This is a genomic window from Ornithinimicrobium sediminis (genome assembly GCF_021272345.1).
In the GTDB taxonomy this organism is placed as follows: domain Bacteria; phylum Actinomycetota; class Actinomycetes; order Actinomycetales; family Dermatophilaceae; genus Ornithinicoccus; species Ornithinicoccus sediminis_B.
On sequence record NZ_JAJSDQ010000008.1, the window covers coordinates 1 to 12,335 of the forward strand.

Below are 12,335 nucleotides of genomic sequence, written 5' to 3' on the forward strand. Positions count from 1 at the left end.
CGTGCTCGGCCGGCTGTGGCCGCTGGTCAACGACCGCCTCAACTACCTGACCCCGACCAAGAAACCGACCGGGTACGGCACCGACCGCCACGGACGTCGAACCCGCCTGTACGACCCGCCCCGCACCCCGCTGCAACGGCTCCTGGCCGCCAAGGTCCTGTCCGCAACCCAGGAGAACGAGCTGCTGGCCTACCGCGACCACCTCAACCCTGCCGACCTGGCCCGCCGGATCGCCGACCTGCAAGCCCGGCTGCTCGTCCTGGCCAAGGACAAGACCGAACAGCTCTACCTCGCCAGCTTCCCCTCAGCCCTCCCCAACCTCCGCCGCGGCATCCGCGTCCAAGCCAGCTGAACCACCCACCACTTTCGCGGGCATTCCTAGTTGAGGCACGGCCCCAGTTTCGCGGGCACATTGACATGAGGCACTACGCATCTCGCAATCCGTGTTCTCGTCGGTTCAGCGCCTCGCGCTACCCGCGAGTCGATCGAGGCCCACCTGACCATCGCGTTCGCCGCGCTGGCCGTGGCCCGCTACCTGTAGGAAGCGACTGGGATGAGCATCAAGAAGATCGTCAGGACACTACGACGACTGCAACAAGTCAGCGTCCGCATCGCCGGCCAGGAACACCTCGCCGAAGACCCCCTCACTCCCGCCGCCAAAGCCATCCTCGACGCACTCGACCTCACCGCTCAGTGACGTACCCCGGTGGCACGAGTCGGTACTACGGTGGGGTTGCCCCGTTTGGTGGACATCGGTTAGGCGGCTTCTGAGGCCGCGGTGATGGTCCGGTGCTCGAACGTTACCGGAGGGATCTGGCCGAGGGCGCTGTGGCGCCGGCGGCGGTTGTAGACGGTTTCGATCCAGCCGGTGACGGCCCGGATGGCGTGGGCGTGGGTGGCGAACTGGTGACGGTCGTAGAACTCGGTCTTCAGGGTCGACCAGAAGCTCTCGATCTGGGCGTTGTCCCAGCACACGCCTGTGCGTCCGACCGAGAGGAGCACGCCCAGGTCCTGCGCGGCGTCGGCGAGCTGGGTGGAGGTGTACTGACCAGACTCAACCAGTCGAAGCAACACCCCGACAGTGGAGGTGTTGATGGGACGGCAGCCAGGGTGGATGGTCACACGGACAGGACGACCGGCGATGAGGTCGCCAGGGCGGCCGCCGATCCGTCGGGAGGTCGAGCGGGCGTTCTGGCGCAGGATCGCCGAGGGCATGACGAGCGAGGATGCCGGGATCGCGGTCGGCGTGTCGGGCTCTGTGGGGTCGAGGTGGTTCCGCGAACGTGGCGGCATGCCGTTGATCAGCCTCGACGCACCCTCGGGCCGGTACCTGTCCTTCGCCGAGCGGGAGGAGATCGCGCTGTGGAGAGCCCAGGACCACGGCGTGCGTGAGATCGCCCGCCGAATCGGGCGCTCGCCCTCGACCATCTCGCGGGAGCTGCGGCGCAACGCCGCGACCCGCGGCGGGAACCTGACGTATCGCGCGGGCGTGGCGCAGTGGAAGGCAGAGCTGGCAGCCCGCCGGCCTAGGACGGCCAAGCTGGTCACCAACCCACGGCTTCGCGAGTACGTCCAGGAGAGGCTGGCCGGTCAGGTCCGTCGCCCCGACGGCACCATCGTCACCGGCCCCACGCCGGCACCGTGGAAGGGGCGGAACAAGCCTCGGCGCCAGGACCGCGCCTGGGCGTTGGCGTGGAGCCCGGAGCAGATCGCCGCCCGCTTGCCGATCGACTTCCCCGATGATGAGTCCATGAGGATCAGCCACGAGGCGATCTACCAGGCGCTGTACGTCCAGGCCCGCGGAGCGCTCAAGCGCGAGCTCGTCTCTTGCCTGCGCACCGGCCGTGCCCTCCGAGTGCCCAGAGCGCGGGCGCGCAGCAAGCCCGGTGCTCACGTCACGGCCGAGGTGATGATCAGCGAACGGCCTGCCGAGGTCGAGGACCGGGCGGTGCCCGGCCACTGGGAGGGGGACCTGATCATCGGGCTGCAGCGCTCGGCGATCGGCACGGTCGTGGAACGCCGGACCAGGTTCACGATGTTGGTGCACCTGCCGCGCGAGGACGGCTACGGGGTGATCGTCCCGGTGAAGAACGGGCCGGCGCTGGGCGGTTACGGTGCGCTGTCGATGAACAAGGCCCTCGCAATCACGATGACCACGATGCCGCAACAGCTGCGCCGGTCGTTGACGTGGGACCGCGGCAAGGAGCTCTCGGCCCATGCCGCGTTCACGGTCCAGACCAAGACGGCGGTCTACTTCGCCGATCCGCACAGCCCGTGGCAGCGCGGGACGAACGAGAACACGAACGGGCTGCTGCGGCAGTACTTCCCGAAGGGCACCGACCTCTCGCGGTGGGCCGCCGAGGACCTCGAAGCCGTCGCGCACGCGCTGAACAGCAGACCGCGCAAGACGCTCGGCTGGAAGACACCGGCCGAAGCGATGCACGAGCAACTACTCTCGATCCAACAAGCAGATGTTGCGACGACCGGTTGATTCCGCCCAGCGCGAGGTAGCCGCGGAAGAGGAACAGGGCACCCACCAGCACGGCCAGCACCCCGACGACCCAATCCTCCATCGGTTCTCCTCACGCTCGTCCCGCGCCAGCACCCCGTCGGTCCGCAGCCTAGGCGGAGCGGGTCAGGACTGGCTACGCATCCTGCCGATGGCGGACCTACCCCGTAGGTTGGGTCGAGCCGTTGCGTCGAGAGTGGGAGCAGGAGAGGAGCACAGCATGCTGCATGGCAAGGTCGCGTTGGTGACCGGTGCGGGGTCCGGCATCGGTGAGGCGAGCGCACGGACGCTCGCTGCGCAGGGTGCGCACGTCACCCTGGTCAGTCGCACCCGGGAGGAGCTCGAACAGGTCGCGTCCGACCTCGAGGCCGCCGGCGCCCAGGCGCTGGTGGTGCCCGGCGACGTCAGCGAGGAGGACGATGTCCGCCGGATGGTCTCGGCGACCGTGGAGCGCTTCGGCGGGCTCGACGTCGTCGTCGCCAACGCCGGGGTCAACGGCACGTGGGCCGGCATCGAGGACCTCGGGGTCGAGGACTTCCGGTCCACGGTCGACATCAACCTCACCGGGACGTTCCTCACCGTCAAGCATGCGGTGCCGCACCTGGCCGAGGGCGGCGGCTCGGTCGTCGTGGTCGCGTCGGTCAACGGCACGCGCGTCTTCTCCAACTCCGGCGCCACGGCATACGCCGCGAGCAAGGCGGGCCAGGTCGCCCTGACCAAGATGCTGGCAGTCGAGCTCGGGCCGCGCAGCATCCGCCTCAACGTGGTGTGCCCCGGGACGATCGAGACCGAGATCGACGACAACACGCGGTTCGTGAACTCGGACGTGAAGATCCCGGTCGAGTTCCCGCAGGGGGAGATCCCGCTCACCGAAGGGGCCCCGGGCTCGGCGCAGCAGGTGGCCGAACTGGTGGCCTTCCTCGCCTCGGACGCGGCCGGTCACATCAGCGGCACCGAGGTGTGGGTCGACGGGGCGCAGTCGCTGCTGCAAGGGTGACCGGCGGTCCCTCGGTCCCTCGGGGTCGATCTTCTTCGGCATGCTCATCCTCCTGGACTCAAACAGGAGCGGCATCAAACCTGGGACGCTTCAGCTCACCGCGCGACGAAGGCCCGGACCGCACGGTCCGGGCCTTCGTCGCGCACCCAGCGTCCGTCAGTAGCCTTCCTCGGCTGTGCCGGAGGTGCTGCCGGTGCCGATCTTCCCGTGCATGCCGACCCCGGCGGCGACACCGCCCGTGTCGCCGCCCATGGCCGCCGCGCCGGTGGCCTTGGCGGCACTGCGTGACCTGCGGCGCTGCCGGTCCTCGATTGCCTCGGCGAGCCTGCCCAGCCCGTAGTTGATGACGATGAACAGCGCAGCCGCGACGATGTAGGCCGGCACGACGTTCGCCTCAGCTGACCCGAGCTGGCGGGCCCGCGTGAGCAGCTCGGGGTAGAGGATGATGTAGCCCAGCGCGGTGTCCTTGACGATGACGATGATCTGGCTGACCAGGGTCGGCAGCATCGCGGTCAAGGCCTGGGGGATGAGGATGATGCGTCGGGTCTGCGAGGAGCTCAGTCCGATCGAGAGCCCTGCCTCACGCTGCCCGTTGGGCAGCGAGCCCACCCCGTTGCGGATGACCTCGCACAGGACCGAGGAGTTGTAGAGCACCAGGCCGGTCACCGTGGCGATGAAGGGGTTCAGGTTGTCGGGGAACCAGCCCTGCCGGGACAGGAAGAAGAACGTGAAGATCATCATGATCAGCACGGGGACGGCGCGGAAGAACTCGACGAAGACGGTCGTGACCCAGCGCAGGGGGGCCAGGTCCGACATCCGGCCCATGGCGAGCAGGAGGGCCAGCGACATCGAGATCACGATGGCGGCCAGCGCTGCCCGCGCCGTGTCCCAGAAGCCGGGGATGTAGTAGTTCTGCCAGATGGACCAGTCCAGGAAGGGCGACCACTTGTCGGCCGTCAGCTGGCCGCGGTCCCACATCCGCCAGCCGATCCAGCCGAGGGCGCCGGCCACGATGAGGACGCCGACGACGGCGAGGATGCGGTAGAGCCGGATCGCCTTGGGCCCGGGTGCGTCGAAGAGGACCTGCTGCGCGCTCATCGGCGGACCACCAGCTTCTGGGACAGGTAGCTCACCGCGAGCCCGGTGGGCAGCGTCAGGATGACGAAGCCGATGGCGATGATGAGGAAGTTCAGCAGGATCACGTCGGGCCGGAACTCGATCATGTTGCGGAGGGCGTAGGCGGCCTCGGCGACACCGATGGCCACGGCGACCGTCGTGTTCTTGATCAGCGCGATGAGCACGTTGCCCAGCGGGGTGATCGCGCCCCGGAACGCCTGCGGAAGGATGATGTAGCGCAGGTTCTGGGCGAAGGTGAGCCCGACCGAGCGGGCCGCCTCGGCCTGCCCGACGGGGATGGTGTTGACGCCGCTGCGGATCGCCTCGGTGACGAATGCCGCGTGGTAGAAGGCCAGGCCGATCACGGCCAGGCGGAAGTTCAGGTCGACGATGAAGGTGTCCGAGGTGCGCGAGGCGGGCTCGACGCCGAGCTGGCCCCACAGGCCGAGGCTGCAGAAGAGGATGATGAGCGTCAGCGGGGTGTTGCGCAGCAGGGTGACGTAGGCGGCGCCCGCCCACTGGAGGACTCCCACGGGCGACAGCCTCATGATGGCCACGATCGTGCCGATGATCAGCGCGAACAGCGATGACCACAGGGCCAGGCGGATGGTCATCCAGAAGGCCGTCAGGACGTTGAAGTCGTTGATCAGCTCGAGCATCGGACTCCTTCAGGAAGGGCGGACGGGGCCCGGCCGGCACACCCGCAGACGGTGGCCTGGGGTGTGCCGGCCGGGATGAGCGTGCCGCGCGGGCTCAGCCGCAGTGGCCACCGATCTCGGCCGGGGGGTTCAGGTCGGGGTTGGCGGTGTAGTTGGCGGCACCGAGGTTCTCCTCGATGATCGTCTCCATGGTGCCGTCGTCCCAGAAGCCCTGGAGGATCTCGTTGATCTCCTCGCACTGGTCGGAGTCCTTGTTGAGGCCGACGCCGTAGTTCTCCTCGCTGAACGGCTCACCCAGGACGCGCAGCTGCCCGGCGTACTGGTCCTGGGCGGCGTAGCCGGCCAGGATGGTGTCGTCCGTGGTCAGGGCGTCGATGGTGCCGTTGGCCAGCTGCTCCACACACTCGGAGTAGGTGCCGTACTCCTGGAGCTGCACCCCGGGCACCTCCTCCTGCACGTTGTTGGCCGACGTGGAGCCGGTCACGGAACAGAGCAGGCGGCCGTCCAGGTCGTCGAGCCCGGAGACGTCGCTGTCCTCCGTGACGAGCAGGTCCTGGCCTGCCACGAAGTAGGGCCCGGCGAACTGGACCTCCTCCTTGCGGGCGTCGGTGATCGAGTAGGTCGCGAAGATCATGTCGACCTGGTTGGTGGTCAGCAGGTTCTCGCGCTGCGGGGTGGGAGCCTCGCGCCAGGTGATGTCCTCCTCGGCGAAGCCGAGCTCCTCGGCGACGGCGACGGCGACGTCGACGTCCATGCCGGAGTACTCGTCGCCCTCCTGCAGGCCGAGGCCGGGCTGGTCGAACTTGATGCCGATGGTCAGACCGTCGCCGGAGGCCTCACCTTCGGTGGCGCCGTTGCCGGCGTCGCCGGCGTCGCCGTCGCCACCGTCCCCCTCGTCGTCGGAGCCACAGGCGCTGAGCACCAGGGCGGAGGCGGCGAGGACGGCGGCGATGCGGTACGGGGAGTGCTGCTTCACAGTGTTTCTCCTTCAGTGGGTGAGGATCTTGCCGAGGAAGTCCTTGGCACGGGCTGACTGGGGGTTGGTGAAGAACTCCTCGGGGGTGTTCTCCTCGACGATGGCGCCCTCGGACATGAAGACCACGCGGTCGGCGGCCTTCCTCGCGAAGCCCATCTCGTGGGTGACGACGATCATCGTCATGCCGCTCTTGGCCAGCGAGATCATGACGTCGAGGACCTCGTTGATCATCTCGGGGTCGAGGGCCGAGGTCGGCTCGTCGAAGAGCATGACCCTGGGCTCCATGGCCAGCGACCGGGCGATCGCGACGCGCTGCTGCTGGCCGCCCGAGAGCTGGGCGGGGTACTTCTTGGACTGGTGGGCCACCCCGACGCGCTCGAGCAGGGTCATCGCGTGCTTCTCGGCCGCCTTGGGCTTCATGCCGCGGACCTTGATCGGCCCCAGCGTGACGTTCTCCAGGATCGTCTTGTGGGAGAACAGGTTGAACGACTGGAACACCATGCCGACGTCGGCGCGCAGCTGAGCCAGCGCCTTGCCCTCCTCCGGCAGGTCCTGACCGTCGATCGTGATGGTGCCCGACTCGTAGGTCTCGAGACGGTTGATGGTGCGGCACAGCGTCGACTTGCCCGAGCCCGACGGGCCGATGACCACGACCACCTCCCTCTCGTGCACGGTGAGGTTGATGTCCTGCAGGACATGCAGGTCGCCGAAGTGCTTGTTGACGCCGCTGAGGACCACCAGAGGGGTCGACGTGGCCGTGGAGGGTTCCTGCGTCATGGTGGGGACACTACCCACCTGCATGCCTGTGCGGGGCGATGCATAACAGGTCTATACCAAATCGTGTCCTAACCTCCGCGGGGTCGAGGTGGGTGGTTGCGGCCGGTAGGGGTGCCTCACCTGGCAGTATGGAGGGGTGACCAGGCCCAGCAGACGAGCGGTGGTGCTCGCCGGAGCATTAGCCGGCGCGACGGCGTGGGCGGCCCCGGCCGGAGCCCGCCACAGCAACCTGCGTCACGAACGACCGCTGACCGAGCTGGAGCGCACCGACGCCGAGCGTCTGCTGGTCGTGGTGACCAAGGAGGTGCCCCTGGACCCGGTCGACTACGCACCCTCGGACCTGGTCCCGTGGCGGGACACGGCATACGAGCTGCGTGCCGAGGTCAACGACCAGCTGGAGGAGCTCTTCTCGGCGGCGGAGGCCGAGGGCCTGGGGCTGCGGGTCATCAGTGGCTACCGGTCCTACGAGACGCAGGCCGGCACCTACGACTACTGGGTGCGCAACTACGGCCAGGCGTCGGCCGACGCGACCAGCGCGCGTCCCGGCCACAGCGAGCACCAGACCGGGCTCGCGGTCGACCTCGACGACCTCACGGGTGGCTGCTACCTCGACGCGTGCTTCGGCGAGCTTCCCGAGGGGCGGTGGGTGGCCCGGCACGCACACCGCTTCGGGTTCGTCCTGTCCTACCCTCAGGGTCTGCGCGACCGCACGGGCTACACCTACGAGCCCTGGCACCTGAGGTACGTCGGACCGCACGCCGCCCGCGCGATGCGGGAGCTGGGAGTCCCCCTCCTGCAGGACTACCGTTCACCGCGCGTCGCGGCCGCCGGGCTCGGGTCGCTGCTCGGCCGGCGGGACTGACCGCGCGGCACGCCCCCTGGGCGCGTCCTCACCGCAGCAGGCCCGTGCGGCGGGCGACGGCGGCGGCCTCGGTGCGGCCGCTCGCGCCGAGCTTGGCCAGGATGTTGGACACGTGCACGCTCACCGTCTTGGTGCTGATGAAGAGCCGCCGCGAGATCTCCCCGTTGGTGCGCCCCTCAGCGACCAGGGCGAGGACCTCCGCCTCGCGTGGGGTGAGCTGAGGTGGCGCACCACCCGCAGCCTGCGTGGCCCTGCCCCGGCGCGGCGCTGCGGCCTCGAGCTCGGTGAGCAGGGGGGTCGCGCCGAGCCGGAGGGCCACCGCATGCGCCGGCGCGGCCACCTCCTCGGCCCCGCTGACGTCACCGTGCGCGCGCAGGAGGGCGGCCAGCCTGGCGCGTGACCGCGCGGCCTCGAAGAGGTGGCCCAGCTGCTCGAACCCCGTCACCGTCTCCTCCCACGCCTGCACCATCGCGGCGTCGTCGGAGGTCCCGGACCCGCCCGTCCAGCACAGGCGCAGGTGCTCTGCCCTGATGCGGGACAGCCAGGCCCGTCCTTCCGGGCCGTAGGGCCGTCCCACGCCCTCCACCGTGGCCACGACCTCCTCGGCGGTCGTGAGCAGCTCGTCCCCACGCGCCAGCAACGCCGTCCGCTCCACGCTGCCGGCCCGGGCGGCGTGGGTGGCGAGGTGTCCGGTCAGCAGCGCGCCGAGGCGGACCTGAGCCTGGAAGACGGGCAGGTCCCACAGCCTCTGCACCGTGCTCGCGCCGTCCACCAGCGCCGCAGTCGCCCCTTCCAGGTCGCCCGCGTCACCCAGCAGGTCGATCGCGGCCCCGGTGCCGATGATCGCGGCCCAGCCGTCGCTCCTCCATCCTGGCCGCACGCGCTGGAGGGCCGCCGGCCCGTCGGGGTCACCGCGACCGGCCAGGACGAGCAGACGCAGGGTGCCGACCAGCATCTCGGCCTGCGGGGGAGGAGCCTGACCGGTCGTGTCGGTGAGCGTGTCGACCGTGTGCCAGTCGCCGATGGCGTATGCGGTGAGCCCGGCGAGCACGCGCGAGTCGAAGCCGTACGGGGCCCAGCGTCTCCCGTGCCTCAGGGCCAGTGCGTGAGCCTCGAGGTAGACCTGATGAGCGGCGGCCGCGTCGCCGAGCTCCAGCCGGGCGCCGCCCAGCTGGTGCAGCGCCCTGATGAGGGCGATGTGGTCACCGGTGCCGCGGGCCTGGTCGACGACCTGGGTGAGAGCGACGACCGATCCCTGCGGGTCGCCGGAGAGCTCCTTGAGCCGGCCGAGGGTCGTGGCGGCCTCCACCCGGACCGAGGCGGCCTGGACCTGGTCCGCCATGTCGAAGGCCTCCTGGGCGAAGCGCGCCGCCTCGTCGAAGCGGGCACGGTCGTCGAGCACCCGTGCACGCACCGACAGGGCCTTCGCCCGCAGGGCCGAAGGTCCGGGAGGCACGAGCTCGAGCGCCTCGGACACGACGTCCAGCGGGTTGACGGGTGCGTCGTCGGTCAGCAGTGACACGGTGCCGAGCGCGATGAGCAGCTGTGCGCGCTGCGCGGCCCCGATGCGCTCGCCGAGATGGCCGAGCTGGTCGCGCAGCAGTCCGGCGGACCGGGGGAGCTGCCCGGCCACCATGAGCGCGTCGGCGGCGCGCAGCGTGAGGTCGACCACGTCGACGTCGAGCGCGGTGGCGACCTCCGGGTCGGCGAGGACCTCCAGGGCGTGCTGGTAGTGCCGGGCCGCCTCGTCAGGACCCCCGACGGCCATGGCGTCGTCGCCCGCCTCGACGGCAGCCGTCGCGGATGTCGGCAGGTCGTGAGCGGCACGGGCGTGCCGGGCGAGCTCGGCCGCGGTGCCGCGCGCGCGCCCTTGCACCAGGGCCGCGACGTAGGCGGCGTGCAGGCGCGTGCGCTCGCCGGGAAGAAGGTCGTCGTGCACGGCCTCGGCCAGAAGGGCGTGCCGGAAGGCGTAGGAGTCGTCGTCCAGCGTCACCAGGACGTGCGCGTCGACCGCCTCCCGCAGGCCCGCGTCGAGCGCCGTCGGTGGCAGGTCCACCACCTGGGCGAGCAGGGCATGGGAGACCGTGCGGCCCGAGCAGGCCGCCGCACGCACGACGGCACGGCCCTCCTCACCCAGCCGGTCGAGGCGCACGAGCAGCAGGTCGGTGAGCTCGGTGGGCAGGCTGGCAGGCCCGAGGTCACGGGCGCCGAGCAGCTCCTCTGCGAAGAAGGCGTTGCCGTCGGCACGGGCGACGATCTCGTCGACGTCCCGCTCGGCCAGGCGGCCGGGGTGGACGGCATGGATGAGGGATCGCACCTCGGCGTCGCTGAGCGCCTCGAGCCCCATCCGGGTCACCCGCTGCATGCGCCCCCACTCCGCGAGCCGTGCGCGGAGAGGATGACGGCGGTGCAGGTCGTCGCTGCGGTAGGACACGACCACGCTCACGGGGGTCTCGAAGCCGCGGGCGAAGAGGAAGGAGAGAAGGTCGCAGGTCGAGCGGTCGGCCCAGTGCGCGTCCTCGACGACCAGCAGCACCGGTGCAGTGCCCGCCATCCGGGTCAGCGCGCTGTGCACACCCTCGAAGAGCTCGCCACGGGCCAGGGCCTCGTCAGTGGACGCCACACCAGGAGCGCCTCCGCGGCTGCTCCCGGACCCACTGTGCGCCAGCATGCGCCGACCGGGTTGGAGCCGGGAGACGGCAGGGTGTGCCTCGAGCAGGTCCTGCAGCAGGCCGGGCCGGGCGGCGTCAAGACGTCCGAACACCTCGGAGAACGGCAGGTAGGGCAGGGCGCTGTCGCCGAAGTCGAGGCAGTGGCCCATCAGCACCTGCCAGCCGGTGTCGAGAGCCTCGGAGCGCAGGGCACCCAGCAGCCGGGTCTTCCCGACCCCGGCGTCACCGCCGAGGACGACAGCGGAGCCCCGAGGGTCCGCGCCCAGGCCGAGCAGCGCCGTCAGCTGGTGCAGCTCACGGGTGCGCCCCACGAGGGGGGTCGTCGGCAGGTCGTCGGCGGGCACGCCTCCCATCATCGCGTGCTGCGCCCGCGTATGCGGTGCGGCGCTCCCGCGGCGGCGGGACGGGTCACCCGGCCAGGGCCGCGCAGGTGCCGACGCACACCTGCGGGCCGCGGCGACGGGACAGCCGGTCGGGGCGGACGGTCCGCCACAGGGGGGCTCGGGACCAGCTCGTGGCGAGCCGCTCACGGTGGAAGGCGACGACGCTCGGGTGCAGGGGCAGCGGGGTGGTCAGCACGATGGCTCCTCGGTGGGGTGTGGGTCCGGCTCTCGGATCCTGTGCTTCGACTCTGCGCCTCTGAGGTAGCCCTCCTCATCGGGCGAAGTCCCTATCTTTCGGTCCCCGCTACCTCAGAGCCGCGCCCCCACCACCGGGTCTCAGGTCTCCCGGGGGTTGAGGTTGCCCGGGTCGGCGTCCGGGTCCTCGAACTCGGTGTCGTCGCCGGTGTCCCGATCGTCCCGGGGGTTGAGGTTGTCCGGGTCTGCGTCGGGGTCGGGGCGACCGTCGTCGACCTGCTCCTCGTGTCCGCTCTGTTCGCTCATGAGCCGTCCTCCCTGTCACGGTGGCCTGGTCGGCCGCCTTCTCCGCACGGTAGTCCGAGCCGGTGCGGCCGGCCTGTCGAGGCACGACGTGCGGCACGGGGAGCGCTGGTAACCTCCGGCACGCAGGGGCCAGTAGCTCAGCCGGTCAGAGCAGCGGACTCATAATCCGTCGGTCGTGGGTTCAAGCCCCACCTGGCCCACCCCCGTCGGCACTGCTCAGGCGCGACGCAGCACCCGGCGGTGCCCGTCCGGGCGCGCGGCTGCTCGTGTCCGTGGGTCATCGCCTCACCTGGTCCCCGCCGTCAGACTCAGGGGTGGGGTGGGCCCGACGCGCGTCGCGGTCGAAGATGCCGAGGACCTCGCACGGCCCGGTCTCCGCGCCGAGGGCGTGGGGGAGCATGGTGGGGAGCTCCGCGCACTGGTTGGTCTCGACGCGGTATCGGCGGTGGCCCAGCAGGAGCAGGGCGGTGCCCGAGAGCACGACGAGCCACTCCCGGCCCGGGTGCGCGCGCAGCTTCGCAGGGTTGTCCGGCGGCGGCGCCGTCAGCTGTTGTCGGACGACGGTCATGCCCGGGTCGGCGCGCACCGGCCAGCGCAGCATCCCGTGGGCGTGGTCGACCACCGGGCTGGTGACGACGTCGTCCGAGGCGGTCACGACGAGCTGGTCGAGGGTCGTGTCCAGGGCTCGGGCGAGCACGACGAGCTGGTCGAGGGCCAGCCGCCGTGGTCCGTTCTCGATGCGCGAGAGCGAGGACTGGCTGAGATGGGCGCGGCTCGCCAGCTCCTCGAGCGACCACCCCTGGGCCACGCGCAGGGCTCGGATGCGCTTGCGCACGAGGCCGTCCAGGTCCTCGATGTCTTGCTCCATACGCAAGACCGTATG

11 protein-coding genes, 1 tRNA gene and 3 pseudogenes are annotated in these 12,335 nt (G+C 70.6%); 6 read left to right on the forward strand and 9 right to left on the reverse strand.

Features of this window, described 5'->3' with window-relative positions; all coding sequences use genetic code 11:
• Both LVO85_RS14610 and LVO85_RS17265 read left to right on the forward strand, forming a co-directional pair.
• A pseudogene (locus LVO85_RS14610) lies at nt 1-352 on the forward strand (hypothetical protein); the annotation flags it as partial.
• A gap of 123 nt (nt 353-475) precedes the next feature.
• Nucleotides 476-697: pseudogene (locus LVO85_RS17265) on the forward strand (IS1634 family transposase); the annotation flags it as partial.
• Nucleotides 698-756: 59 nt separating this feature from the next.
• Here the strand turns inward: LVO85_RS17265 and LVO85_RS14620 are convergent.
• Nucleotides 757-1,074 (reverse strand): annotated as a pseudogene (locus LVO85_RS14620) (integrase core domain-containing protein); the annotation flags it as partial.
• A gap of 40 nt (nt 1,075-1,114) precedes the next feature.
• Between LVO85_RS14620 and LVO85_RS14625 the strand changes: the two are divergent.
• Nucleotides 1,115-2,491, forward strand: a complete 1,377-nt coding sequence (locus tag LVO85_RS14625) for an IS30 family transposase (protein ID WP_232748235.1) — start codon at nt 1,115-1,117, stop codon at nt 2,489-2,491.
• Between the two features lie 238 nt (nt 2,492-2,729).
• Entirely contained in the window at nt 2,730-3,506 is a 777-nt protein-coding gene (locus LVO85_RS14630) for an SDR family oxidoreductase (RefSeq protein WP_232748236.1), read from the forward strand.
• 156 nt (nt 3,507-3,662) lie between these two features.
• Here LVO85_RS14630 and LVO85_RS14635 read toward each other — a convergent pair whose 3' ends face one another.
• From LVO85_RS14635 to LVO85_RS14650, 4 genes are all read right to left on the reverse strand, one after another.
• Complete coding sequence (locus LVO85_RS14635) at nt 3,663-4,604, reverse strand: amino acid ABC transporter permease (RefSeq protein ID WP_232748237.1); 942 nt, start codon at nt 4,602-4,604, stop codon at nt 3,663-3,665.
• The gene (locus LVO85_RS14640; protein ID WP_232748238.1) at nt 4,601-5,281 is read right to left on the reverse strand and encodes an amino acid ABC transporter permease; all 681 of its coding nucleotides are present in this window, start codon (nt 5,279-5,281) and stop codon (nt 4,601-4,603) included. Before LVO85_RS14640 ends, LVO85_RS14635 begins: the two co-directional genes overlap by 4 nt.
• 94 nt (nt 5,282-5,375) lie before the next feature.
• Nucleotides 5,376-6,257: a glutamate ABC transporter substrate-binding protein gene (locus LVO85_RS14645; RefSeq protein ID WP_232748239.1), complete on the reverse strand. Its 882-nt coding sequence runs from the start codon at nt 6,255-6,257 to the stop codon at nt 5,376-5,378.
• 12 nt (nt 6,258-6,269) lie between these two features.
• Entirely contained in the window at nt 6,270-7,034 is a 765-nt protein-coding gene (locus tag LVO85_RS14650) for an amino acid ABC transporter ATP-binding protein (RefSeq protein ID WP_408637701.1), read from the reverse strand.
• 136 nt (nt 7,035-7,170) lie between these two features.
• Between LVO85_RS14650 and LVO85_RS14655 the strand changes: the two genes are divergently transcribed.
• A complete protein-coding gene (locus LVO85_RS14655) occupies nt 7,171-7,896 on the forward strand; it encodes a M15 family metallopeptidase (protein WP_232748240.1) in 726 nt (241 codons plus the stop codon).
• 28 nt (nt 7,897-7,924) lie between these two features.
• On the opposite strand, the gene LVO85_RS14660 is transcribed toward LVO85_RS14655, so the two are convergent.
• From LVO85_RS14660 to LVO85_RS14670, 3 genes are all read right to left on the reverse strand, one after another.
• Entirely contained in the window at nt 7,925-10,912 is a 2,988-nt protein-coding gene (locus LVO85_RS14660) for a helix-turn-helix transcriptional regulator (protein WP_232748241.1), read from the reverse strand.
• A gap of 64 nt (nt 10,913-10,976) precedes the next feature.
• The gene (locus tag LVO85_RS14665; RefSeq protein ID WP_232748242.1) at nt 10,977-11,147 is read right to left on the reverse strand and encodes a hypothetical protein; all 171 of its coding nucleotides are present in this window, start codon (nt 11,145-11,147) and stop codon (nt 10,977-10,979) included.
• Nucleotides 11,148-11,287: 140 nt separating this feature from the next.
• Nucleotides 11,288-11,452 carry a hypothetical protein gene (locus LVO85_RS14670; protein ID WP_232748243.1) on the reverse strand — a complete coding sequence of 55 codons (165 nt, stop codon included), beginning with the start codon at nt 11,450-11,452 and terminating at the stop codon, nt 11,288-11,290.
• A gap of 126 nt (nt 11,453-11,578) precedes the next feature.
• Between LVO85_RS14670 and LVO85_RS14675 the strand changes: the two genes are divergently transcribed.
• A tRNA-Ile gene (locus LVO85_RS14675) sits at nt 11,579-11,652 on the forward strand.
• A 77-nt stretch (nt 11,653-11,729) separates the two neighbouring features.
• Here the strand turns inward: LVO85_RS14675 and LVO85_RS14680 are convergent.
• On the reverse strand, nt 11,730-12,320 hold the full coding sequence (locus LVO85_RS14680) for a helix-turn-helix domain-containing protein (protein ID WP_232748244.1): 591 nt from the start codon (nt 12,318-12,320) through the stop codon (nt 11,730-11,732).
• Nucleotides 12,321-12,335: the final 15 nt, after the last annotated feature.